This is a genomic window from Sunxiuqinia sp. (assembly GCF_055140945.1).
Genome location: NZ_JBSQYS010000024.1, coordinates 26,273 through 49,223, shown reverse-complemented (window position 1 = coordinate 49,223; position 22,951 = coordinate 26,273). Strand labels below are relative to the sequence as shown.

The 22,951-nt window shown below is 39.8% G+C and carries 26 protein-coding genes and 1 tRNA gene; 15 read left to right on the top strand and 12 right to left on the bottom strand.

Features of this window, described 5'->3' with window-relative positions:
• Positions 1-8: 8 nt before the first annotated feature.
• From ACTB00_RS12410 to nqrF, 5 genes are read left to right on the top strand one after another with little or no spacing between them, the layout of a single operon-like run.
• Positions 9-1,166, top strand: a complete 1,158-nt coding sequence (locus tag ACTB00_RS12410; protein WP_463300235.1) for an NADH:ubiquinone reductase (Na(+)-transporting) subunit B — start codon at positions 9-11, stop codon at positions 1,164-1,166.
• Positions 1,167-1,185: 19 nt separating this feature from the next.
• Positions 1,186-1,878, top strand: a complete 693-nt coding sequence (gene nqrC / locus ACTB00_RS12405; protein WP_463300234.1) for an NADH:ubiquinone reductase (Na(+)-transporting) subunit C — start codon at positions 1,186-1,188, stop codon at positions 1,876-1,878.
• A 6-nt stretch (positions 1,879-1,884) separates the two neighbouring features.
• Complete coding sequence (locus tag ACTB00_RS12400; protein WP_159519275.1) at positions 1,885-2,535, top strand: NADH:ubiquinone reductase (Na(+)-transporting) subunit D; 651 nt, start codon at positions 1,885-1,887, stop codon at positions 2,533-2,535.
• 20 nt (positions 2,536-2,555) lie between these two features.
• A complete protein-coding gene (gene nqrE / locus ACTB00_RS12395; protein ID WP_159519277.1) occupies positions 2,556-3,173 on the top strand; it encodes an NADH:ubiquinone reductase (Na(+)-transporting) subunit E in 618 nt (205 codons plus the stop codon).
• 20 nt (positions 3,174-3,193) lie between these two features.
• On the top strand, positions 3,194-4,456 hold the full coding sequence (gene nqrF / locus ACTB00_RS12390; protein ID WP_463300233.1) for an NADH:ubiquinone reductase (Na(+)-transporting) subunit F: 1,263 nt from the start codon (positions 3,194-3,196) through the stop codon (positions 4,454-4,456).
• Between the two features lie 57 nt (positions 4,457-4,513).
• On the opposite strand, the gene ACTB00_RS12385 is transcribed toward nqrF, so the two are convergent.
• Positions 4,514-4,954 (bottom strand): nucleoside deaminase, encoded by a 441-nt coding sequence (locus tag ACTB00_RS12385; protein ID WP_463300232.1) that lies wholly within the window; start codon positions 4,952-4,954, stop codon positions 4,514-4,516.
• A gap of 91 nt (positions 4,955-5,045) precedes the next feature.
• Between ACTB00_RS12385 and aspS the strand changes: the two genes are divergently transcribed.
• Positions 5,046-6,806 carry an aspartate--tRNA ligase gene (gene aspS, locus ACTB00_RS12380; RefSeq protein ID WP_463300231.1) on the top strand — a complete coding sequence of 587 codons (1,761 nt, stop codon included), beginning with the start codon at positions 5,046-5,048 and terminating at the stop codon, positions 6,804-6,806.
• Between the two features lie 48 nt (positions 6,807-6,854).
• Here the strand turns inward: aspS and ACTB00_RS12375 are convergent, their stop codons facing one another.
• From ACTB00_RS12375 to gdhA (ACTB00_RS12330), 10 genes are all read right to left on the bottom strand, one after another.
• Complete coding sequence (locus ACTB00_RS12375; protein ID WP_463300230.1) at positions 6,855-7,193, bottom strand: cupin domain-containing protein; 339 nt, start codon at positions 7,191-7,193, stop codon at positions 6,855-6,857.
• Positions 7,194-7,267: 74 nt separating this feature from the next.
• Complete coding sequence (locus tag ACTB00_RS12370; RefSeq protein ID WP_463300229.1) at positions 7,268-7,738, bottom strand: ExbD/TolR family protein; 471 nt, start codon at positions 7,736-7,738, stop codon at positions 7,268-7,270.
• Position 7,739: 1 nt separating this feature from the next.
• Positions 7,740-8,318, bottom strand: a complete 579-nt coding sequence (locus ACTB00_RS12365) for an ExbD/TolR family protein (RefSeq protein ID WP_159519287.1) — start codon at positions 8,316-8,318, stop codon at positions 7,740-7,742.
• Between the two features lie 37 nt (positions 8,319-8,355).
• Positions 8,356-8,811, bottom strand: coding sequence for a hypothetical protein (locus tag ACTB00_RS12360; protein ID WP_463300228.1), 456 nt, complete (start codon positions 8,809-8,811; stop codon positions 8,356-8,358).
• Positions 8,812-8,819: 8 nt separating this feature from the next.
• Complete coding sequence (locus tag ACTB00_RS12355) at positions 8,820-9,647, bottom strand: MotA/TolQ/ExbB proton channel family protein (protein WP_463300227.1); 828 nt, start codon at positions 9,645-9,647, stop codon at positions 8,820-8,822.
• A 168-nt stretch (positions 9,648-9,815) separates the two neighbouring features.
• Positions 9,816-9,903 (bottom strand) — tRNA-Ser (locus ACTB00_RS12350).
• Positions 9,904-9,969: 66 nt separating this feature from the next.
• On the bottom strand, positions 9,970-10,998 hold the full coding sequence (locus ACTB00_RS12345; RefSeq protein ID WP_463300226.1) for an asparaginase: 1,029 nt from the start codon (positions 10,996-10,998) through the stop codon (positions 9,970-9,972).
• A gap of 137 nt (positions 10,999-11,135) precedes the next feature.
• On the bottom strand, positions 11,136-11,915 hold the full coding sequence (locus ACTB00_RS12340) for a TatD family hydrolase (RefSeq protein ID WP_463300225.1): 780 nt from the start codon (positions 11,913-11,915) through the stop codon (positions 11,136-11,138).
• A gap of 100 nt (positions 11,916-12,015) precedes the next feature.
• Entirely contained in the window at positions 12,016-13,350 is a 1,335-nt protein-coding gene (gene gdhA, locus ACTB00_RS12335) for an NADP-specific glutamate dehydrogenase (protein ID WP_463300224.1), read from the bottom strand.
• A 240-nt stretch (positions 13,351-13,590) separates the two neighbouring features.
• Positions 13,591-14,943: an NADP-specific glutamate dehydrogenase gene (gene gdhA, locus ACTB00_RS12330; RefSeq protein WP_463300223.1), complete on the bottom strand. Its 1,353-nt coding sequence runs from the start codon at positions 14,941-14,943 to the stop codon at positions 13,591-13,593.
• Between the two features lie 375 nt (positions 14,944-15,318).
• Here gdhA (ACTB00_RS12330) and ACTB00_RS12325 point away from each other — a divergent pair, with 375 nt between their 5' ends.
• The 3 genes from ACTB00_RS12325 (at position 15,319) to ACTB00_RS12315 (ending at position 16,960) form a co-directional block, all read left to right on the top strand.
• Positions 15,319-16,122 (top strand): lysostaphin resistance A-like protein, encoded by an 804-nt coding sequence (locus tag ACTB00_RS12325; protein WP_463300222.1) that lies wholly within the window; start codon positions 15,319-15,321, stop codon positions 16,120-16,122.
• A 66-nt stretch (positions 16,123-16,188) separates the two neighbouring features.
• A complete protein-coding gene (locus tag ACTB00_RS12320) occupies positions 16,189-16,626 on the top strand; it encodes a peptidylprolyl isomerase (RefSeq protein ID WP_463300221.1) in 438 nt (145 codons plus the stop codon).
• Between the two features lie 58 nt (positions 16,627-16,684).
• Entirely contained in the window at positions 16,685-16,960 is a 276-nt protein-coding gene (locus tag ACTB00_RS12315; RefSeq protein WP_463300220.1) for a hypothetical protein, read from the top strand.
• 19 nt (positions 16,961-16,979) lie between these two features.
• Here ACTB00_RS12315 and kdsB read toward each other — a convergent pair whose 3' ends face one another.
• Positions 16,980-17,747 carry a 3-deoxy-manno-octulosonate cytidylyltransferase gene (gene kdsB, locus ACTB00_RS12310; RefSeq protein WP_463300219.1) on the bottom strand — a complete coding sequence of 256 codons (768 nt, stop codon included), beginning with the start codon at positions 17,745-17,747 and terminating at the stop codon, positions 16,980-16,982.
• Positions 17,748-17,915: 168 nt separating this feature from the next.
• On the opposite strand from kdsB, the gene ACTB00_RS12305 reads away from it, so the two are divergent.
• The 6 genes from ACTB00_RS12305 to groL all read left to right on the top strand — a co-directional run bounded on the left by ACTB00_RS12305 (position 17,916) and on the right by groL (position 22,851).
• A complete protein-coding gene (locus tag ACTB00_RS12305; protein WP_463300218.1) occupies positions 17,916-19,148 on the top strand; it encodes a sigma-54 interaction domain-containing protein in 1,233 nt (410 codons plus the stop codon).
• Positions 19,135-19,665 carry an LptE family protein gene (locus ACTB00_RS12300; protein WP_463300217.1) on the top strand — a complete coding sequence of 177 codons (531 nt, stop codon included), beginning with the start codon at positions 19,135-19,137 and terminating at the stop codon, positions 19,663-19,665. The genes ACTB00_RS12305 and ACTB00_RS12300 overlap by 14 nt, the downstream gene beginning before the upstream one ends.
• A complete protein-coding gene (locus ACTB00_RS12295; protein WP_463300216.1) occupies positions 19,665-20,267 on the top strand; it encodes a hypothetical protein in 603 nt (200 codons plus the stop codon). Before ACTB00_RS12300 ends, ACTB00_RS12295 begins: the two co-directional genes overlap by 1 nt.
• A gap of 13 nt (positions 20,268-20,280) precedes the next feature.
• Positions 20,281-20,634, top strand: a complete 354-nt coding sequence (gene secG, locus ACTB00_RS12290) for a preprotein translocase subunit SecG (RefSeq protein ID WP_463300215.1) — start codon at positions 20,281-20,283, stop codon at positions 20,632-20,634.
• A 264-nt stretch (positions 20,635-20,898) separates the two neighbouring features.
• Positions 20,899-21,177: a co-chaperone GroES gene (locus tag ACTB00_RS12285; protein WP_159519313.1), complete on the top strand. Its 279-nt coding sequence runs from the start codon at positions 20,899-20,901 to the stop codon at positions 21,175-21,177.
• A 33-nt stretch (positions 21,178-21,210) separates the two neighbouring features.
• A complete protein-coding gene (groL, locus tag ACTB00_RS12280) occupies positions 21,211-22,851 on the top strand; it encodes a chaperonin GroEL (protein ID WP_463300214.1) in 1,641 nt (546 codons plus the stop codon).
• The last annotated feature ends 100 nt before the right edge of the window (positions 22,852-22,951 follow it).

Below are 22,951 nucleotides of genomic sequence, written 5' to 3'. Positions count from 1 at the left end.
ATAATTCAATGAAAGCGTTAAAGAACTTTTTTGAGAAAACGAAACCATATGTACAGAAAGGAGCCAAATACCATTGGCTACATTCGACACACGATGCTTTCTTCACATTGGCCTTCGTCCAGAAAGATACATCCAAATCAGGAACTCATGTCCATGATTTTATTGATTTGAAAAGAACCATGGGAATCGTGGTTTTTGCTCTTGTCCCTGCATTACTTATGGGAATGTACAACATCGGGTACCAACACTTTGGTGCTTTAGGCCAATTGGAAACGGCTGCATTTTTCGATCTGTTTCTTTTTGGATTCCTAAAAGTACTGCCTGTTATTCTTGTTTCATACATTGTTGGATTGGGTATTGAATTTATTTTCGCCCAATTCCGAGGTCATGAGGTGAACGAAGGATTTTTGGTTTCCGGTATTTTAATTCCGATGGTAATGCCAATCAATACACCACTTTGGATGATTGGTGTGGCCACAGCCTTTGCTGTTGTATTTGGAAAAGAAGTATTTGGAGGAACGGGAATGAATATTTGGAACCCGGCACTCGTTGCCCGGGCATTCTTATTCTTTGCTTATCCGGCACAAATGTCTGGTGATTCCGTGTGGATTTCAGCCAGTGGGATTGAAAAAATGGCAGATGGCTTTACCGGTGCGACGCCGATGGCTCAAGCTGTTTTAGGAGAAACAAACCTTAATGTTTGGGATGCCTTTGTAGGTTTGATACCCGGCTCGATTGGCGAAACTTCAACATTAGCCATTCTTATTGGTGCTGCAATTCTTATCATCACCGGTATTGGAAACTGGAAAATTATGCTCTCGACTGTTTTAGGTGGACTGTTTATGGGTATTCTGTTGAATATTTTTGCAGTAAATGCTTATATGGAAATGCCTTTCTGGGAACACTTAATCATTGGAGGATTTGCATTTGGTGCTGTATTTATGGCAACTGATCCGGTATCAGGAGCACAAACGGATAAAGGGAAATGGATCTACGGATTTTTAATTGGTGTGTTAGCCATTTTAATTCGCGTAGTAAACCCTGCTTATCCGGAAGGAATGATGTTGGCCATCTTACTGATGAATACATTTGCTCCACTGATCGACCATTACATCATTCAGGGCAATATCAAACGTCGTTTAAAACGTGTTCAACAGAGCGCTTAATCCCTAAAAGAATAAAGAAATGGATAGGAACAGTAATGTTTACACATTTATATACGCATCGGGAATGGTGATTTTGGTTGCTGCCATACTTTCATTGGCTGCCATCAATTTAAAACCATTTCAGGATAAAAATATTGAGATTGAGAAAAAGCAAAACATTCTCTCCTCCGTCAATATAGCAGCTGATGCGACAAATGCAGAAGAAATCTACGCTGAAAAAATTGTCAATAGTTACATTGTCAATTCGAAAGGTGAGAAATTGGAAGGTAATGCTTTTACCGTTGACTTGAAAAAAGAACGTGCAAAAGCATCTGACCAACAACAACTACCGGTTTTCGAATGCCAGATTGATGGCGACATCAAATACATTGTTCCACTTCGTGGAACTGGTCTTTGGGGTCCAATCTGGGGGTACCTGGCGTTGAACTCCGATATGTCTACTATTTATGGTGCTTCGTTTGACCACCAGGGAGAAACTCCCGGACTTGGAGCCGAAATTTCTACGCAGGTTTTTCAAAGCCAGTTTAAAGGAAAAGAGATTTACGACAATGGCGAGTTAGTCTCAATCACCGTTGCTAAGTCAAATGAAACAGCTCCGGAAATCCATAAAGTCGATGCAATTTCGGGAGGCACAATCACATCAAAAGGATTACAGAACATGATTTCTGATGATTTGAGTCTCTATAATGCTTTTTTCAACCAGAAAAAATAGAAGAAAATGAGCGATAAAGAACCTTTATTTTCAAAGAAAAATTTAAAACTGCTTAGCGATCCGCTTGATAGCAGTAACCCGATTACCGTGCAGGTTCTGGGTATTTGTTCAGCTTTAGCTGTAACCGCCCAATTAAAACCTTCGGTTGTTATGTCTTTATCAGTAATGGCAGTATTGGCATTCGCAAATGTTATTATATCGCTGTTACGAAATACAATTCCAAACCGGATTCGAATTATTGTTCAGCTGGTGGTAATTGCAGCCTTAGTAATTCTGGTTGACCAGGTACTGAAAGCATTTGTTTACGATGTAAGCAAGCAACTGTCAGTTTTCGTGGGCTTGATTATTACGAACTGTATCATCATGGGACGACTGGAAGCCTTTGCCTTAGGAAACAAACCCTGGCCGTCATTCCTCGATGGGATTGGGAATGCTGCCGGCTACGGTGCAATTTTAGTTATTGTTGGTTTCTTCCGCGAGTTATTTGGTAGTGGCACACTTTGGGGATTTCGTATTATCCCAGAGAGCTGGTACATCGAAAACGGTGGTTTTTACGCCAATAATGGTATGATGATCCTGCCTCCTATGGCCTTAATAACTGTAGGAGCAATTATTTGGGTTCAACGCAGCCGAAACCGAAAACTGATTGAAGACTAACCCGCAAAAGAATTGAAATTATGGAAAACCTGATTAATATATTTATCAAATCCATCTTTATTGAGAACATGGTTTTTGCCTACTTCTTAGGCATGTGTTCTTATCTGGCGGTATCCAAATCAGTAAAAACAGCTACCGGACTTGGACTAGCTGTTATCTTTGTTTTGGGTATAACCGTTCCTGTTGATTACCTATTGGAAAACTATGTATTAAAAGAAGGAGCCTTAACTTGGTTAAGCCCAACTTTTGGCAATGTTGACCTGAGTTTCTTAAGCTTTATCATGTTTATCGCAGTTATTGCATCCATGGTACAGTTGGTTGAAATGGTTGTTGAAAAATTTGCCCCGGTACTTTATACGCAGTTAGGTATTTTCTTACCGCTGATTGCTGTTAACTGTGCAATTCTTGGGGGATCTTTGTTCATGCAGCAAAAAGCCTTTCTAAATATTGGCGAAGCTTCAGTTTATGGTTTAGGTTCCGGCGTTGGTTGGTTCCTTGCTATTGTTGGTATCGCTGCCATTCGTGAAAAAATTGAATACTCTCATGTTCCCGGCCCTTTAAAAGGTCTTGGTATAACCTTTATTGTTACGGGTTTAATGGGATTAGCATTCATGGGATTCATGGGAATAAAACTATAATAAGATAAAAACTAAGAACAATGATATTTTTAGCAGCTCAAGCTACAGTGGTTATTACCAGTATCGCCGTCTTTCTATTGATGGTGATCCTACTGGTTTCAATCTTACTGTTTGTCAAACAAAAGTTAACCCCATCGGGTGTTGTTAAAGTTGATATAAATAAAGGCGATACAGTAATTGAAACCAATCCTGGCGACACCCTGCTAACCACTTTGGGAAATAACAAGATCTTCCTTCCATCAGCATGTGGTGGTGGTGGAACTTGCGCCATGTGTCGTTGCCAGGTAGTCGATGGTGGAGGTTCAATTCTTCCAACCGAAACCGGTTACTTCACCCGTAAAGAGCAAAACGACAATTGGCGTTTAGCTTGCCAGGTAAAAGTAAAAGAAGACATGGAATTGAAGATTCCTCAGGAAATTATGGGAATCAAAAAATGGGAATGCGAAGTGGTTTCCAACGACAACGTGGCGACCTATATTAAAGAGTTTGTGGTAAAATTACCTGAAGGTGAAAACTTAGATTTCAAATCGGGAGGTTATATTCAAATTGATGTCCCTAAAATTGAAGTTGACTTTAAAGACATTGAAGTTGATGACAAATTTAGACCTGAGTGGGAACAATTCAATCTATTCGACCTGAAAATGAAAAACCCGGAACCAACATTCCGTGCCTACTCTATGGCTAACCACCCTGCCGAAGGAAATATTGTAATGCTAAATATTCGTATTGCAACTCCTCCTTTCGACCGTGTTAATGGAGGTTTCCAAAAACTAAATCCCGGTATTTGTTCTTCTTACATCTTCTCACGTAAACCAGGTGATAAGGTAACAATTTCAGGCCCTTATGGAGAGTTCTTTTTAAAGGATAATGATAACGAAATGATGTTTATTGGTGGTGGTGCAGGTATGGCTCCCATGCGTTCGCACTTGTTTCACCTGTTTCATACCCTGAAAGAATCAGATAAGAAAATTACTTTTTGGTATGGTGCCCGTTCCTGGAGAGAAGTTTTTTACTACGATCAATTCCGTGACATTGAAGAAAAATACCCGAATTTCTCATTCCACCTGGCTTTATCCGACCCACAGCCAGAAGACAACTGGGATGGACCAAAAGGGTTTATCCACCAAGTAATTCACGATATGTACCTTGGCAAACACGATGAACCGGAAGAAATTGATTACTATTTGTGTGGCCCTCCAATGATGAACGACGCCGTTCAGAAAATGCTTTATGATTTAGGAGTTCCTGATGAAAATGTAATGTTTGACGACTTTGGAAGCTAATTCCAGAAATCAAAAAAAATACAGAGAGCTTTCAACTACAGTTGGAAGCTCTTTTTTTTATCTCTTATCCTGAAAAAAGGCAGTCATCAAATCTCCACAATCTTCAGCCATCACTCCACCTACTAACTCGGTTTTTGGATGAAGTGCTTTGGAAGCGAATTTTGAAAAGCCTCTTTTCTCATCAGAGGCCCCAAAAACAAGCTTCCCCAATTGAGCCCATCCGAGAGCTCCAGCGCACATCACACAAGGCTCAAGGGTCACATAAAGTGTACATTCATTCAGGTATTTTCCACCCAAAAGATTTGCCGCAGCAGTAATTGCCTGCATTTCGGCATGTGCAGTCACATCTGTCAACGTTTCGGTCAAGTTATGTGCACGAGCAATAACCCGATTTTGAGCAACCACCACCGCACCAACAGGAATTTCACCTTCATCGTAAGCAAGCTGAGCTTCCTGAAAGGCTTTCTTCATAAAGTATATATCGTCAAAAGGCTCCATCTTTTAAATCCATTCAGAATTAATCACAAACCTACAATTTTAATTGCTAAAATCTCCTTATTTTTGCAGTCAAACAAAAACGAACAAAGATATGTACAGAACACATACATGTGGTGAATTACGACTGGAAAACCAAGGAAATGAAGTAACTCTTGCCGGCTGGGTACAACGCAAACGTGGATTGGGTGGAATGACATTTGTAGATCTTCGCGATCGATATGGGATCACACAATTAGTATTTGACGAAACCTCTTCGGACGATATTACAAATCAACTCAAAAAGCTTGGCCGCGAATTCGTCATTCAAACCACTGGCATTGTTCGTGAACGAAGCAGCAAAAACAACAACATTCCAACAGGAGAAATTGAAATTGATGTTAAAAGCTTGAAAGTATTAAGCCCATCAGCAGTTCCTCCATTTACAATTGAAGATGAAAGTGACGGTGGTGACGATATCCGCATGAAGTATCGCTACCTGGATTTACGTAGAAATCCGGTGCGTGAAAACTTGATTTTACGATCGAAAATGGCTCATGCTGTTCGTTCCTATTTGAATGAACTGGATTTTATTGAAACTGAAACTCCTGTTTTAATTAAATCGACTCCGGAAGGTGCTCGCGATTTTGTTGTGCCTAGCCGTATGAATGAAGGTGAGTTTTACGCATTGCCACAATCGCCACAGCAATTCAAACAATTATTGATGGTTGGCGGATTTGACCGTTATTATCAAATCGTAAAGTGTTTCCGCGATGAAGACCTTCGTGCCGACCGTCAGCCTGAGTTTACGCAGATCGACTGCGAAATGGCTTTCGTAGAGCAGGAAGATGTATTAAATACTTTTGAAGGATTGACCAAATACATGTTCAAGGAAATTAAACATCTAGAAATTCAGGAATTTCCTCGCATGCCCTATTCTGAAGCGATTGCAAAGTATGGATCAGACAAACCAGACACTCGTTTCGAGATGCTGATTAGCGACTTAACAGAAGTCGTAAAAGGCAGCGATTTCAACGTGTTCGACGAAGCTGAATTCATTGGTGCCATTTGTACAGAGGGTTGTGCTGAATACACTCGCAAACAACTGGATGCATTGACTAATTGGGTAAAACGTCCTCAAGTTGGAGCAAAAGGATTGGTTTACGTAAAGTGCAACGAAGATGGTTCTTTCAAATCGTCGGTTGATAAATTTTATTCTCAAGAAGATTTACAAAAATGGGCAGATGCCACCGGAGCAAAAGCCGGTGATTTGATTTTGGTACTTTCAGGACCTAAATCGGACATGCTGGATGCTCTTGGAGCTCTTCGCTTAGAAATGGGGAAACAGCTCGGGTTAATGGATAAAAATACGTTTAAACCACTTTGGGTTGTTGATTTCCCGCTATTGGAATGGGATGAGGAAACAAAACGCCATTATGCGATGCACCACCCATTTACCGCACCTAAGCCTGAGGATATTAACTTACTAGATACCGAGCCCAGAAAAGTTCGCGCCAATGCCTATGACTTGGTTATTAATGGGGTTGAAATTGGAGGTGGTTCTGTTCGTATTTTCAACTCAGAACTGCAAGCCAAGATGTTCAGCTTACTTGGGTTTACGAAAGAGGAAGCTGACGCTCAATTTGGATTCTTAATGAATGCATTCAAATATGGAGCACCGCCACATGCCGGTATTGCTTTCGGATTTGATCGCTTGGTTTCTCTGTTTGCCGGACTAGACTCAATTCGTGATGTTATCGCATTCCCTAAAAACAATGCCGGACGCGATGTTATGATTGATTCACCGTCTCCAATTGCTAAAGATCAGTTAGATGAATTGAATCTAATGCTAAATTTAAAAGCAAAAAAGAACTAAAGAGTAATACGATTATAAAATATGAAGGGAGCTAGCAGCTCCCTTTTTTTATTTCAGGAAATCCTCCCGAATCGGATTAAAGCTATCAACCAAACGGGCTGTTTCTGACAGCAATTGAATGGTATGGCGTACACCAGAAGGCACTGCAAACATATCGCCTGCTACAAGTTCCTTCGGCTCTTCACCATCGCAGAAAAAGATGATTTTACCATCTGCGATATACGATGTTTGTTCATGCGGATGACTATGTTTTGGCTCAGGCTCTGCCCATGGACCATCTGTAAAGTCAATTAAAACTGTCATTAAATTATCTGTGTGGATAATTTTTCTATTTAACCCTTCCCTTACAAGCTCGTAAGGAACCTCTTCAAATTTTAATGTCGCCATAACTTCTATTTTTATTATGATGAAAAAAGGGAGAACTAAACAGTTCTCCCTTCAGGTATATCTGATAATTCAAATTATCTTTCGGCCTTTTTCCGTGATGAATAGTTGATGTGCAAAGCAGCTGCTTTACGCAGTTCTTGTTTAATATCTGTAACGATACCCATCTTAGTATATTCATCTACTTTAAGCGAAGTAATCATAAAAGGCACCTCAGCTTCATCTCGAGCTTCACGTTCAGCTGTAATGTAATCAGGAATATCTGATACTTTTGCAAACTGATCATTCAACTGGATACGAGGTTCAGAACCGAATACATTTTGGTATTGCTTAAAGGGAGTTCCTACATAAATGTAACTCACCAACGATTTCTTTTCTAGCTTCGATAACTCTGTTGCTGAAGGGACTGTTACTTGTACCTTCATAGTTACTTCACGCATGGTTGTACTAACCATGAAGAAGAACAACAACATGAATACGATGTCGGGCAATGAAGCCGTAGAAATCGGTGGTAATTCTTTAGTATCATTCTTTCTAAATTTTGACATACTAATTTCCTCCCACTTTTTTAGGTTCTGCTTCTGAGATCCGAGATGGATAAATATCTTTTATCGCACCTTGTTGATCACTATCAAGTTTTTCATAAGGCTTGCCAAACTTTTGTTTTGCAAGCTCTTCTCTTAGCTCGTTAATGGCACCTACCAACTCGTTTTGTACAGCGATGTATGTCCCATATTGAGTTCCCACGTCATTCCTCAACGAAATAACCCCTTTCGTAATTTCTACCTGCCCAAAAAAGTCTACAGTTTCGATCTTCTTTTCTGGCAGATCCTCGTCATTGTAAGGGTTAGCCATAAATTCCTTGGCTTTATCACGTAGTTCATCAATATCGGTTATTTCACCTTCAACTAGTAATTGGTTTTTGGCATTTACCAAAACCACAAAAACATTACGTTCTTTAATTGGAGGTGTATCATCTTCTTCCTGATCCTCTGGGGGCATCGGAGGAAGACGACGTTCTAATCCGCTGTCAACATCCATCGTGGTAGTTACCAGGAAAAAGATCAACAACATAAAAGCAATATCAGCCAAAGATGCTGCCGGTATTTCGGGTATTTTTTTTGCCATAATATTATTTTTTCCTGTTTTTAGTCACCACAATGGGTTATTTAAAAATACGAAAGACGGCAGATCCAGCAATAGACAGAATCGTAAGTCCTAATAAGATATAAGTTGCATAAAGGGTTGTTCCAACCCACTTCGATACCGTAGCATTTAAAGTTCCTTCAGCAACAAACTTATCAACTCCGTAAAATTGTGGAATAGCGTCAGAAGCAATAACATATGAAATAGCTAAAACAACTCCAGCAAAAACCAGAGCCATAGCACCTTTCTTTGCAGCTTCTTTATCTGTAAATGTGTGATACAATGCGAATACAATTGCCAATACTGCCCCTACACCTAGTAGAATGTAAGACCATGTTAAATTGGTATTGATCCAGGCACCCATAGTGGGATCAGCTTCGTTCTCCGAGATATTGGTCATCATAGACACAATCAGAACCGCTGAAACTCCTAAAAGCACCCACAATACAATGGATAATACTTTTTCTAGCTTCATAAGTCTAATTATTTTTTAAGATTGTGTTTTACCAAAATGTCGATCAAAGAGATGGAAGCATCTTCCATATTGTTGATAATGCTGTCAATTTTCGCGATACAATAGTTGTAAAAAATTTGAAGAATAATAGCAACTACAAGACCTGATACCGTAGTAATCAAAGCTACTTTAATACCACCAGCAACCAACGACGGGCTGATATCACCAGCAACTTCAATCGCATCGAAGGCAGCAATCATACCAATTACAGTACCCATGAAACCAAGCATCGGAGCAAGAGCGATAAATAACGAAATCCAGCTCAATCCTTTCTCCAACAATCCAGCTTGAACTCCACCGTAAGAAACAACCGTTTTTTCGACCACATCCAAACCTTCATCTGATCGGTCTAAACCTTGGTAGAAAATACTAGCAACAGGTCCACGAGTATTACGACATACTTCTTTAGCTGCCTCAACGCCACCATTATCAAGAGCTTCTTCAACATTCACCAATAATTTTTTAGTGTTTGTAGTTGATAAGTTTAGATAAATAACTCTCTCAAGAGCTAACGCAAGACCCAAAATCAAAGAAATCAATACAGTTGACATGAACGTTGGACCACCTTCAATAAATTTTTGTTTCAACTGACTGTGTAATGATTTTCCGGCTTCAGCTTCAGCTGCTGCTTCTTCTTCAGCATCGGCTGTTAAATCAACGGCAGGAGCAGTTTCTTCTGCTGCGACTTGTTCGGTTGCTGTCGTGTCTTCTGTTTGATCCTGAGCAACAACACTGTTTGATGCTCCAACATAAAGCATCCCAAAAACTGCTATAAACGCAAATAGTTTTTTCATCATTGGTTGAATTTTAATTAGTAAATCTTCTGAATTTTTAAGTTTATAATACTATTTGTTTTTTGTTCTTAATCTATAATATAAGATGTGTGAATTATAGTCGAATTATCTGTTTTTTTTTCAAACTTTTTTTAAGTCATCCTGTTAATTAAAACAACTTCCCTTTATCGGCGGAGAGAGAGGGATTCGAACCCTCGGTACCCTTTAGGGGTACACACGCTTTCCAGGCGTGCCAGTTAAGCCACTCCTGCACCTCTCCAATCATTTTGGGAGCCAAAATTTTTCAGGGCTGCAAAATACAAAAAAAATGTGAAATAAAAATACGCTACTCACTTATTTCACCACTCAAATTTTTTCTCAAATGTAACTTGACATCATCAAGTCCCAAGCCTTGTCCAAGCAAAAACATAAGCTTGGTTACTGCTGCTTCTGTCGTCATATCTTTGCCACTTATCACACCCATTTTTTTTAATTCCCGACTGGTTTGATACTGTCCCATTTTAACCGTACCACCCTGACATTGCGTAACATTGACACAGACAATATTTCGTCTAAGAGCTTTCCTTACCGCTCTTAACAACCAGCTCGCCGTTTGAACATTCCCAGAACCAAAAGTCTCCAGAACTACTCCCTTAATTTCAGGGATGCATAATATTTGTTCAAAAATATCACGATTCATACCCGGGAAAAATTTCAAAATCACTACATGATCATCGAAATTGGGACTAATTTTTAATATTCCTTTTTTCTCGGAATGGTAAATATTCTCATGAAAAAACTTAATATCGACCCCGGCTTTTGCTAATATTGGATAGTTGACCGAATCAAAAGCACTAAAATGATCAGCATGCCTTTTCGTAATCCGGTTTCCCCGGTACAACTTATTATCAAAATAAACCGAAACTTCAGGGACAATAGCCATGCCATTATCCTGTGCCGCAGCAATTTCAATAGCAGTTATTAAATTTTCTTTCCCATCAGTCCGCAACACACCTATTGGTAATTGGGAGCCAGTCATTACAACCGGCTTATCCAAATTCTCAAGCATGTAACTCAATGCCGAAGCCGTGTAAGCCATCGTATCGGTTCCGTGCAAAACAACAAAGCCATCGAATTTACTGTAGTTTCGCTGAATCATTTTTGCCAAACGAGCCCAGGTTTTTGGCGACATATCAGAAGAATCAATAGGCGGATTAAATGCGATAGTCTCCAGATGGCAACCTAATCGTCTGATTTCGGGAACTTCATCAGCGATTTGGTCAAACCGAACCGGAGCTAAAGCGCCACGTCCATTTTTTTGAACCATTCCGATAGTACCGCCTGTATAGATTATGAGTATAGATTTATTTTCCACCTCAACTTAATTTAATAGGTGCACAAATGTAAAGAAAGAATTTGAACTAAGTAGTGCGAATAATTTAGTGTCATGTTTCGAGTCTTTAACAATTTATGATAGAAGCGAAACCGAAAATATCAAATAGGTCCGTGACCTTAAATCCCAAATAATTCAGTCGCATTGGCTGAAGTTACTTTAGCGACTTCATTAACTGATACATCATGAAGTTCAGCGATTTTCCGTGCGATATGAATGAGATAGGAACTTTCGTTGCGTTTACCTCGAAATGGGACAGGTGTCAAGTAAGGTGCATCGGTTTCAAGGATTAGATGCTTGGGATCAATCTGGCCAATAACCTGATCCAGCCCACTGTTCTTAAAGGTGACGATTCCTCCCACACCAATCTTAAATCCTTGCTCAATAACTTTTTTTGCTTGCTCAATTGTTCCTGTAAAACTGTGAAACACGCCACTCAAATCTTCATCATTTTCCTCTTCTACAATGGCAAAAACTTCATTAAAAGATTCCCGAACATGCAACACAGCCGGCAACTTATATTCTTTAGCCAGCTTCAGTTGTTGCCTAAAAGCAATCGACTGTTCTTCCAAGTAGGTAGTTTCCCAATATAAATCAATTCCAATTTCTCCAATTCCATAGAAGGGTCTTCTTTTCAACCAAAATTTCACCAGTTCAAGTTCTTCCTGATAGTCTTCGCTGACAGAAGTAGGATGTAAGCCCATCATCGGATAACAGATTTGAGGATACTGATCAGCCAGATCCAACATCTTCTTTATCGAGGAACTGTCAATATTGGGTAGAATTATTTTCCGAACATCATTGTCATAAGCCCTTGTTATTACTTCGTCAATGTCGTCTTTATAATCTTCGGAATAAATATGAGAGTGTGTATCAATAAGCATTTCAAGAATTTGCATCAAAGAAAACCAATTTGCCTTAGTTATCCTTAATCTGAATATTATCTAATTGATAATTTCCTCAGAAATTTACTCCGTTCCGGCATGAGTCGTCACTGATTTAGACAACCCCCTGCGCCAACATCGCATCTGCGACTTTCACAAAACCACCGACATTGGCTCCTTTCACGTAATTGATTTTATCACCTTCTCGACCATAACGCACACAGGTGTCATGGATCTCACGCATAATAATATGCAAACGTCCGTCAACTTCTTCTCGTGTCCAATTTAATCGCTGACTGTTTTGAGTCATCTCTAAACCAGATACTGCAACTCCACCCGCATTTACAGCCTTACCAGGGGCATAACTAATTGCTTTAATCAAATACTCAACGGCATCAGCAGTGCATCCCATATTTGAAGCTTCGGCCAATAAAAAGCAACCATTTTTAACCAACAACTGAGCATCTTCCAAATTCACCTCATTTTCGGTAGCACATGGAATGGCGATATCAACCTTTTGCTCCCAAGGTTTTCTATCGGGGTAAAATTTGGCACCAAACTCTTCAGCATATGGTTCCACAATATCATTATTAGTTGCTCGTAGCTCCAGTAAATAATCGATTTTTTCGCCACGAATACCATCAGCGTCATAAATATAGCCATCGGGCCCGGAGATGGTAACCACCTTACCACCAAGCTCTGCTATTTTAGTGATCGCCCCCCAGGCAACATTGCCAAAGCCGGAAACGGAAAAAGTTTGTCCGGCAATGTCTTTACCCAACAGAGAGAGCATGTGATGCACAAAATATACGGCTCCAAAACCAGTAGCCTCGGGGCGAATTAAACTCCCCCCCCATGCGAGTCCTTTGCCTGTCAGCACGCCTGTAAACTCATTCCGAATTCGTTTATACTGCCCGAACAGGTAACCAATTTCACGTCCGCCGACTCCAATATCGCCGGCAGGGACATCGGTATGAGGTCCAATATGCCTCTGCAATTCGGTCATAAAGCTTTGACAAAAACGCATAATTTCATTATCCGATTTCCCTTTGGGGCTGAAATCTGAACCTCCTTTTCCTCCGCCCAGGGGTAGGCTTGTAAGGCTATTTTTAAAGGTCTGTTCAAAACCCAAAAACTTTAAAATTGAAAGAGTTACTGTAGGGTGAAAACGTAATCCGCCTTTGTATGGACCCAAAGCCGAATTGAATTCGACACGGTATCCTCTGTTAATTTGAACCTCTCCTAAATCGTCAACCCAAGGAACACGAAACATAATTACCCGCTCAGGTTCAGTCATACGTTCCAATATTTTTGCCTTTTTATATCGAGGATTTTGTTGATAGATGTCCCAAATGCTTTCTACCACTTCTTGAACCGCTTGATGAAATTCCTTTTCACCAGCTGTTTTTGCTTTTAATGCCGTCAAAAATTCGTTAATATCCGCTTTCATCTTATTATTTTTTCAGAATAAAATTGCCAATTACCTTAACAAAGGAAACGACGAAATTAGCCTTAAAAACTGATTTTAGCCCAAGTCTTAATAACAATAGTAATGTTTAAGAACAGCAACTAACATCAAGGTTCAGCCACAAAAACAGATAACTGACTAAGCCATAAGATGACGATACATTTTATAAAAAAACACATACTCTGCGCACATGCGATAGTCTCCCCCCGGGGGGTTTGCATTTTATACATATCCCTGAGCCATCATAGCTTTGGCTACTTTCACAAAACCAGCTACATTTGCTCCGTCAACATAATTTATCCATCCATTATCATGTTTTCCATAACTTACGCACATTTCATGAATACTTTTCATGATTGTATGCAGCCGACCATCAACTTCTTCCCGGGTCCAGTTTATACGCATGCTGTTTTGGCTCATTTCCAATCCTGAAACAGCGACGCCTCCAGCATTAGCAGCCTTGCCGGGTGCATACAAAATCCGTCCCTTGTGGAACTCATGCACAGCCTCGGGGGTGCTCGGCATATTTGCTCCTTCTGATATAACTTCACATCCATTTTTAAGAAGCATCGCTGCTTCTTTCTGATTAATTTCATTCTCGGTTGCGCAAGGCAGGGCAACGTCACATTTTACCGACCAGGGTCGCTCGCCTGCTTTGTAAATACAACCATACCTCTCAGCATATTCTTTTATCCTGCCCCGACTGATGTTTTTAAGCTCCATCACATAATCTAGTTTTTCGCGATCAATTCCATCCGGATCATGTATAAATCCGCTCGAATCAGACATTGTAACGACCTTCCCTCCAATTTGAATTACCTTTTCAGCAGCAAACTGAGCCACATTTCCCGAACCAGAAATGCAAACAACTTTTCCATCAAACGATTCTCCCTTTCGCTTCATCATTTCTTCAGCAAAATAAACCGTCCCATAACCAGTCGCCTCAGGACGAATCAAACTCCCTCCCCACTCCAGTCCTTTACCGGTTAACACACCGGTAAATTCATTTCGTATTCGTTTATACTGACCAAACAAAAAGCCGATCTCTCTTCCTCCTACCCCAATATCGCCGGCTGGAATATCAGTATTTGGACCGATGTGCCTCTGAAGCTCAGTCATAAAACTCTGGCAAAAACGCATGACTTCGTTATCCGATTTATTTTTCGGGTCAAAATCCGATCCTCCCTTTCCTCCGCCAAGAGGCAAGCTGGTTAAGCTATTTTTGAAAACCTGCTCGAAAGCAAGAAATTTTAAAATACTTAGATTAACCGTTGGATGAAAACGCAACCCTCCTTTATAGGGACCCAAGGCAGAATTCATCTCCACACGAAACCCACGATTTACCGAAACCACTCCCTTATCATTCGTCCAGGGAACCCGAAACTGAACAATACGCTCAGGTTCAATAATCCGTTCCAATATTTTGGATTGATTATAGTTGGGATTATTCAACAAAAAGGGAGCAATGGATTCAACCACCTCATGCACTGCCTGATGAAATTCTTTCTGAAAAGGATCTCTGGCTTTCACATAATCCATAAACGAATGGATAAACTTACTCGTTGATTTTTCCATAGTAAATAAATTTTATTTTAATCTATAAGTTCGCAAACCAACATGAAACTTACAAGCTGTTATTGAGCAGTGGGAAAAAGACGTCAGCAACTATAAATCAACACATTCAAGCTGTTTTATTTTAAGAAGAAGAATTCTTTCTCGCATCCATTCGAATCAAAATATTTTTAATTGTTGATTACACCAGAGCCGTTCTACTGTAATCGACAAAAAACTCATCTCTATTCTAATAGAATCAAAAAAAGTCTATTCATGCATGGAAATGTGCTATTCATCATTCGAAATGCGGTGTACATCAAAAAGTAATGAAAAAGATATGAAGTAATCTTGCAGCACTGTAACTTTGCTTTGTTACGATTAACTAGCACAAGCAACATGTTCAGAAAATTGACACAGAAGAATTCCACGATAGGCAAACTCATTTTAATTACACTGTTTTTTTACCTCCCGATATTAACTGCCCAACTATTTTTAAAAAAAGCAGGCTCCAGTGACAACACATTTATTGTCTTATACTTTTCTCTTTCTACCATACTCATCAACGTACTCCTGATCAGCTACGCCGTTAAACGAAAGAAAGTTGAAAGCTTTATGATTCAAAAAGATTTGAAACAGCTGCGCTTATCTTTTCTTCCAATTGCTTTTGTTAGCACGCTGGCATTATTTTTTGTCGTTGACCCACTAGACCAAATCCTTCCCTCTTCTAGAATTCACTTAAACTATCTGGAACAACTAATGCAATTAAAAACCTACTCCTTTTTAGTAATTGTTGTGATTGTCCCAATTTTAGAAGAAATCCTTTTTCGTGGTATTATCCTGAGAAACTTACTCCATAAGTTCAGCCCATTCCGGGCGATTGCGATTTCAGCATTTTTCTTTGCTGCAATTCATTTTAACCTGGCACAACTAGTAACCGGATTTATTGGAGGCTCTTTTCTCGGCTATATTTTCTGGCAAACCCAATCGTTGCTAGCATGCATCTCTGTTCACATCATATACAACGCTCTTTCATTTTTTTCTTATCACACATTAAGAACTGATTTCAGTATTGAGTCTGCAATTGACAACACACCGGTGTACCTCATTTTATATTTGGCTGCAGCCTTAACTTTGGCTTTTAGCATTTTATTCATCTACAAAACAAACTATACAAAGCATATTAATTCAGGGAATCTTTAAACTTGGACAAAAACTAATAGATCGCTAAAAGTTGTATTTTTGCAACTCATAAAAACATAAATAAAAATGAAACAAGCAGAAATTCATACCGAGAAAGGTATCATGAAAGTTAACTTTTACGAAGATGATGCACCTTTAGCAGTTGCTAATTTCATCAAACTATCGAAAGAAGGCTTTTACGACGGAGTAACTTTCCACCGGGTAATTCCAAATTTTGTTGTTCAGGGAGGTTGCCCCGATGGAACTGGTGCCGGAGGCCCCGGATATACAATCAAATGTGAATTGGATGGCGACAATCAATACCACGATCGTGGCGTTTTATCAATGGCCCATGCAGGGAAAGACACCGGAGGTTCGCAGTTTTTTATTTGTCACAGCCGCGAAAATACGGCTCATCTTGACCGAAAGCACACGTGCTTCGGAAAAGTTTACGAGGGATTGGAAGTGATTGATAATATTCGTCAGGGAGATGAAATTGAAAAAATAGTAATCATCGAAGAATAATACATTGGAGGATTGGGTGATGAAACTCATCCAATCCTTTATCAAATAACAACACCCTATGTCTGGAGGAGGAGCCATTGCTGCCATGGTGCAGTCAATAAAAAGTAATCGTAATCTTTTAAAAGAAAAAGGTCATGCATTCAAAAATAGAATTGGTAATGACTCTCCATACAAACATAATAAACTGAGCTTCAAAAAGGCCACTAGCGAGGAACTTCAGGAATTTCGGCAAAAACTATTGAAGCAGAAAAAATTTGAACAGAAAATTCGAATGACCATTTACCTGATTCTACTTCTTATTCTATCCCTCGGCCTTTATTATATCTCAATATAAACACGAACACTCCCGGTGTTTACATTCCATTTTTCGCCATAAATTTCTCTGCAGCAATAAGGTCTTCGGGTATATCAATCCCGATACTTTCAAAGCTGGTTTTTGCCACTTTAATCCGGTATCCATTTTCCAGCCAACGCAATTGCTCCAATGATTCGGCCAGTTCCAATCGCGAAGGCAATAATAAAGTAATCTGTTCTAACACCTCTTTCCGGTAAGCATACATCCCTAGATGACTGAAAAAATCATGACGGGTTAACCATTTTTCCTTTTCTTCATCTCGAATATGAGGAATTGCCTCACGGCTAAACAGCAATGCATTCTGATTATGATCCATCACCACCTTCGGACGATTCGTATTAAACAATACTTCATTACTTTCAATCTGCTTAACCAAGGTTGCAATTTCAGTTTCCGAGTCATCAAAACATGATTTGAGCGCATTTAATTGTTCTTGGCGCACAAATGGTTCATCCCCCTGAATATTAATAACCACATCAAACTGAATTTCGGCTGACAAAAGTGTAGCCGCTTCAGCACAGCGGTCGGTTCCACTCTGGTGATCATCGCGCGTCATCACATACTTCCCCCCAAATCCGGCCACTGCTTTTGCAATCCGCTCATCGTCAGTAGCAACCCAAACATCGTCTATCGCATTTTCAGCATTTTCATAAACATGCTGAATAATCAGCTTATCGCCCAGCTTCACCAAAGGTTTTCCGGGAAACCGGGTTGAAGCGTATCGAGCGGGTATAATTCCAATAAACTTAGTTTTGATTGATTCCATTGTTAAATCACATTTTTCTTTTTAGTAATGACTCCCAGATTCAAGAAAAAACTAAAAATTGTTAAAAAACTCGTTATATACCGACTCTAAAACATTCTTAACCGATAAAACAAAGGCTTTAATAGTTAAAATTGTAACTTTGTCAGTCGAAAATTCAGTGTCAAAAATATGGATGTTCAGGAAATAAAACAACGCTTTGGAATAATTGGTAATGCTGAAGTACTTAATCGTGCCATAGAAGTGGCTGTACAGGTAGCTCCTACTGATTTATCAGTTTTAATTACAGGAGAAAGCGGAACAGGAAAAGAGGCATTCCCACAAATCATACATCAGTTTTCTTCCCGCAAACATGGGAAATATATTGCTGTAAACTGCGGAGCCATCCCGGAAGGAACCATCGATTCGGAGCTATTTGGTCACGAGAAAGGATCTTTTACCGGGGCGATGTCTGACCGCAAAGGTTATTTTGAAGAAGCCGACAGTGGAACCATCTTTTTAGATGAAATTGGAGAACTTCCTCTATCGACACAAGTTCGTTTGCTTCGAGTACTCGAAGCCGGCGAATTTATGAAAGTTGGATCTTCAAAAGTCCTGAAAACCAACGTGCGAGTTGTTGCTGCAACAAATGTCGATATCCCTGTTGCCATTCAGGAAGGAAAATTTCGCGAGGATTTGTATTATCGACTAAATACGGTTCCCATCCGCATACTTCCTCTTCGCGATCGAAAAGAGGACATCTTCTTGTTATTCAGGAAATTTGCTATGGATTTTGCTGAAAAATACCGGATGCCCCCTATTCGTTTAGACGAAGAAGCTCAGAATGTATTGATTAATTTTGACTGGCCGGGCAATGTTCGTCAATTGAAAAACATTACCGAGCAAATTTCAATTATTGAGCAAAACAGGATGATTGATGGAAATGCGATGCGTGGCTACCTCCCGGTTGAAGCCAGCAAGTTGCCTGCACTGTACAACGGCATTGATCAAAAAACATTTGCCAACGAGCGGGAAATTCTGTACCAGGTTTTGTTTGATATGAAACGAGATGTGAACGACCTGAAGAAATTGGTCCATGACTTAATGGTAGATGGAGCTGACCGACCTGAATTTCACTCAGACAATGCGCAAATCATTCGTAAAATTTATCAGCAAGAAGAAGAGCCCACAGTTCCTGAGCCTCACAATCACCCTCCGACTCATTACAATGAGCCCATCAACCGGGAAGATATTCAGGATACCGAAGAGTTTGTTGAAGAATCATTATCATTGGAAGATAAAGAGATTGAGTTGATCAAAAAAGCATTGAACAAACACAAAGGCAAACGGAAATATGCCGCTCAGGAGTTGGGAATTTCAGAACGCACCCTTTATCGAAAAATTAAGGAATATGACATTAACTAATCGATTCAACAGCCTTCTACTTATTGCACTATTTGTGTTAGTCGGAGGTGGCCTGTTTCAAAACTGCAAAGTATCCTACTCATTTACAGGAGCCTCGATTGCGCCCGATGTAAAAACCTTTACCGTTTATTATTTCCCAAACAGGGCGCGGTTAATCAATCCAAATTTGAGCCAGCAAATGACTGAAGCCTTGCAGGATAAGTTATTGCGCCAAACATCGTTAGATCAAATGCAAGAAAAAGGCGATCTGGAGTTTGAAGGACAGATCACAGGCTACGACACACGACCGATGAATATTTCGGAAGGAGATTTGGCAGCTGAAACGCGACTAACAGTAACTATAAAAGTAAAATACACCAACAACAAAAGCCCTGATGACAACTGGGAAAAAACATTCTCGGCCTATGAAGATTTTAATAGCAATCAAATTTTAAGTTCAGTTGAAGACGAGCTAATTGTTGATATTTTGGATAAATTAACCGAAGATATTTTTAATGCTTCTATCGCAAACTGGTAATGCAAAAAAACGTTTTCTATAATTACCTGAAACATCCTGAAACACTTAACCGGGAAAGTTTAACCGAGTTAAAAACTTTGGTTAAAAATTATCCTACTTTTCAATCGGCATGGATGTTACTCTTAAAAAATCTAAAAATACTGGATCATCCTGATTTTGAAGAATACCTTAAACAAGGAGCCATTCATGTTGCAGACAGGCGAATACTTTATCACTTTATCCATCACGAAATCCCTGAAACAGATCAACAATCGCCCATCGAAACTCAAGTTGATCCATTAGCCTTGGAATACATAACTCCCGGCTTTTATCGACTGCAAGAACCGACCGAGCAAAAAGATGAGTCGCTAGTTGACCTGATTCGTTCTATTCGTAAAAAGGAAGTGACAAAAGAATTAGAGGAGGTTGACAAGCCTGTTGAAGAAAAGGAAGAAGAAAAATCGGACAATTCTTTTGTTACTGAAACACTTGCTAAAATTTACTGGCAACAAAAACACTACCGAAAAGCAATTCAAGCTTATGAGAATTTAAGTTTGAAATATCCGGAAAAAAGTACTTACTTTGCCGGGCAGATTGAGAAAATAAAAAAATTAACGAATTAAATAAAAGCACACCATGTACACGCTAATTACTGTTTTAATTTTCATCACTTGTGTTCTTTTGATCCTGATTGTATTGGTTCAAAATTCAAAAGGTGGTGGTTTAGCCAGCAACTTCCAATCATCAAACCAAATTATGGGTGTTCGTAAAACCACCGATTTTCTAGAAAAATTCACTTGGGGTTTGGCCGGAGCGCTATTAGTCCTTTCTGTTTTAGGGAGTGCTTTTATTCCACGAACAGCTGAAGAAGTAAATCAATCGGCTATTCAGGAACAAATTGAAAACGCAGTTGATCCTAATGCTGTTCCAAACTTCCCGACAACAGTACCAGATCAAGAGCAACCAACAGAAGAAACACCTGCTGAATAAAACGCAGAAAAAATGATATTTAAAAGCCACTCAGATGTTGAGTGGCTTTTTTTATGTCCATATGTCAGGTTAAACCGCAAACTGACAAAACCTGCAAAACACTGACAAACACATGCAAACAACGACATCTCAAAAATCAGGGACTGTCAAAAATGAAAAAATGTCTCAAAAAAGAAGGCTTTTTTAGACCTACCTCTTTTGGCACAAAATTCGATATACAAAGGTGTCAATTAAAAAAAATGTCTAACTAAAATAATTAAAAAAATGGCAGAGTTAAAAGGTAAAATCCTTGCAGGTAAAATCCTGGTTCAACCTCAGGAAGCAGAAACAAAAACAGCTAGTGGAATTATTATTCCTGATTCCGCAAAAGAAAAGCCACAAGTTGGTCAAGTAGTTTTGGTTGGTGCCGATAAAAAAGACGAGCCAATGGAACTGAAAGCTGGAGATGCTGTTTTCTATGGAAAATATTCCGGTACAGAGTTGAACATTGATGGGACTGACTACTTGTTGATGTCACAAACTGATGTATTATACATCGTTTAATTAAGTTTAACAGAGAATTAAAAGAAAATAACAATGGCTAAAGAAATTAAATTCGATATTGAAGCAAGAGATTTGCTGAAAAAGGGTGTTGACCAACTGGCTGATGCTGTTAAGGTAACTTTAGGACCAAAAGGTCGCAATGTAGTTATTGAAAAAAAATTCGGAGCTCCTCAAATCACCAAAGATGGTGTTACGGTAGCTAAAGAAATTGATCTTGCAAATGCCTACGAAAACATTGGTGCTCAAATGGTGAAAGAAGTAGCCAGCAAAACCGGTGACGATGCGGGTGACGGAACAACAACAGCGACTGTATTGGCACAATCAATTGTTAATGTTGGCTTGAAGAACGTTGCTGCAGGTGCGAACCCAATGGATTTGAAACGCGGTATCGACAAAGCAGTCACGAAAGTGGTTGAAAGCATTAAATCGCAATCACACAATATTGGCGACGACAACAACAAAATTAAGCAAGTAGCCAAAGTTTCGGCAAACGGTGATGAAGAAATCGGCTCATTGATTGCTGAAGCCATGGAGAAAGTACACAAAGAAGGTGTAATTACTGTTGAAGAAGCCAAAGGAACAGAAACTTATGTTGATGTTGTAGAAGGTATGCAATTCGACCGTGGTTACATTTCTCCATATTTCGTAACCAATACCGAAAAAATGGAAGCTGACCTTGAAAATCCGTTCATCCTGATCCACGACAAAAAGATCAGCACGATGAAGGATCTGCTTCCCGTATTGGAACAAACTGCTCAAAGTGGACGTCCATTGATGATCATCTCCGAAGATGTTGATGGTGAAGCATTAGCTACTTTGGTTGTTAACCGCTTACGTGGTTCACTAAAAGTTTGTGCTGTAAAAGCTCCCGGATTTGGCGACCGTCGCAAAGAAATGCTGGAAGACTTGGCTATATTGACAGGCGGAACAGTAATTACCGAAGAAAAAGGTATGAAACTGGAAGACACAACCATCGAAATGCTTGGTCAAGCTGAAAAAATTACTGTTGATAAAGAAAACACAACTGTTGTTGCCGGAGCTGGCGATGATGAAGCCATCAAAGCGCGTGTAAGCATGCTCAAACGTCAGATTGAATCAACAACTTCTGACTACGATCGTGAAAAATTGCAAGAGCGTTTGGCTAAATTAGCCGGAGGTGTTGCAGTGCTTTATGTTGGTGCTGCTTCGGAAGTTGAAATGAAAGAAAAGAAAGACCGTGTTGACGATGCATTGAGTGCAACCCGCGCCGCTGTTGAAGAAGGAATTGTTCCTGGTGGTGGTGTAGCTTATATCCGTGCTATTGCTTCGCTGGAAGGTTTAACCGGAGAAAACGATGACGAGACAACAGGTATTGAAATCGTAAAACGTGCCATTGAAGAACCATTGCGTCAGATTGTTTCTAATGCAGGTAAAGAAGGTGCTGTAATTGTACAAAAAGTGCTCGAAGGCGAAGGCGACTTCGGCTACAACGCACGTGTTGACGAGTACCAAAATTTATACGAAACTGGTGTTATTGATCCAGCTAAAGTAACTCGTGTAGCACTTGAAAATGCAGCTTCAATTGCCGGCATGTTGCTGACAACCGAATGTGTCTTAGTTGAAGAAAAAGAAGATGCTCCTGCTATGCCTCCAATGGGCGGCGGCATGGGCGGTGGTATGGGCGGCATGATGTAGTCCACACACAAAATATATACTAGAAAAGGCGGAGTTGATATCAACTCCGCCTTTTCTATGCCCGGATTTCAAGGCTGTACTTCCGAATCTCTCTTCCAAA

Bases quoted from the DNA above. Each gene is read 5' to 3' on its own strand.
- ACTB00_RS12410 (WP_463300235.1), top strand. From the start codon at position 9: ATGAAAGCGTTAAAGAACTTTTTTGAGAAAACGAAACCATATGTACAG.
- nqrC (WP_463300234.1), top strand. From the start codon at position 1,186: ATGGATAGGAACAGTAATGTTTACACATTTATATACGCATCGGGAATG.
- ACTB00_RS12400 (WP_159519275.1), top strand. From the start codon at position 1,885: ATGAGCGATAAAGAACCTTTATTTTCAAAGAAAAATTTAAAACTGCTT.
- nqrE (WP_159519277.1), top strand. From the start codon at position 2,556: ATGGAAAACCTGATTAATATATTTATCAAATCCATCTTTATTGAGAAC.
- nqrF (WP_463300233.1), top strand. From the start codon at position 3,194: ATGATATTTTTAGCAGCTCAAGCTACAGTGGTTATTACCAGTATCGCC.
- ACTB00_RS12385 (WP_463300232.1), bottom strand. From the start codon at position 4,954: ATGGAGCCTTTTGACGATATATACTTTATGAAGAAAGCCTTTCAGGAA.
- aspS (WP_463300231.1), top strand. From the start codon at position 5,046: ATGTACAGAACACATACATGTGGTGAATTACGACTGGAAAACCAAGGA.
- ACTB00_RS12375 (WP_463300230.1), bottom strand. From the start codon at position 7,193: ATGGCGACATTAAAATTTGAAGAGGTTCCTTACGAGCTTGTAAGGGAA.
- ACTB00_RS12370 (WP_463300229.1), bottom strand. From the start codon at position 7,738: ATGTCAAAATTTAGAAAGAATGATACTAAAGAATTACCACCGATTTCT.
- ACTB00_RS12365 (WP_159519287.1), bottom strand. From the start codon at position 8,318: ATGGCAAAAAAAATACCCGAAATACCGGCAGCATCTTTGGCTGATATT.
- ACTB00_RS12360 (WP_463300228.1), bottom strand. From the start codon at position 8,811: ATGAAGCTAGAAAAAGTATTATCCATTGTATTGTGGGTGCTTTTAGGA.
- ACTB00_RS12355 (WP_463300227.1), bottom strand. From the start codon at position 9,647: ATGATGAAAAAACTATTTGCGTTTATAGCAGTTTTTGGGATGCTTTAT.
- ACTB00_RS12340 (WP_463300225.1), bottom strand. From the start codon at position 11,915: ATGCAAATTCTTGAAATGCTTATTGATACACACTCTCATATTTATTCC.
- gdhA (WP_463300224.1), bottom strand. From the start codon at position 13,350: ATGAAAGCGGATATTAACGAATTTTTGACGGCATTAAAAGCAAAAACA.
- gdhA (WP_463300223.1), bottom strand. From the start codon at position 14,943: ATGGAAAAATCAACGAGTAAGTTTATCCATTCGTTTATGGATTATGTG.
- ACTB00_RS12325 (WP_463300222.1), top strand. From the start codon at position 15,319: ATGTTCAGAAAATTGACACAGAAGAATTCCACGATAGGCAAACTCATT.
- ACTB00_RS12320 (WP_463300221.1), top strand. From the start codon at position 16,189: ATGAAACAAGCAGAAATTCATACCGAGAAAGGTATCATGAAAGTTAAC.
- ACTB00_RS12315 (WP_463300220.1), top strand. From the start codon at position 16,685: ATGTCTGGAGGAGGAGCCATTGCTGCCATGGTGCAGTCAATAAAAAGT.
- kdsB (WP_463300219.1), bottom strand. From the start codon at position 17,747: ATGGAATCAATCAAAACTAAGTTTATTGGAATTATACCCGCTCGATAC.
- ACTB00_RS12305 (WP_463300218.1), top strand. From the start codon at position 17,916: ATGGATGTTCAGGAAATAAAACAACGCTTTGGAATAATTGGTAATGCT.
- ACTB00_RS12300 (WP_463300217.1), top strand. From the start codon at position 19,135: ATGACATTAACTAATCGATTCAACAGCCTTCTACTTATTGCACTATTT.
- ACTB00_RS12295 (WP_463300216.1), top strand. From the start codon at position 19,665: ATGCAAAAAAACGTTTTCTATAATTACCTGAAACATCCTGAAACACTT.
- secG (WP_463300215.1), top strand. From the start codon at position 20,281: ATGTACACGCTAATTACTGTTTTAATTTTCATCACTTGTGTTCTTTTG.
- ACTB00_RS12285 (WP_159519313.1), top strand. From the start codon at position 20,899: ATGGCAGAGTTAAAAGGTAAAATCCTTGCAGGTAAAATCCTGGTTCAA.
- groL (WP_463300214.1), top strand. From the start codon at position 21,211: ATGGCTAAAGAAATTAAATTCGATATTGAAGCAAGAGATTTGCTGAAA.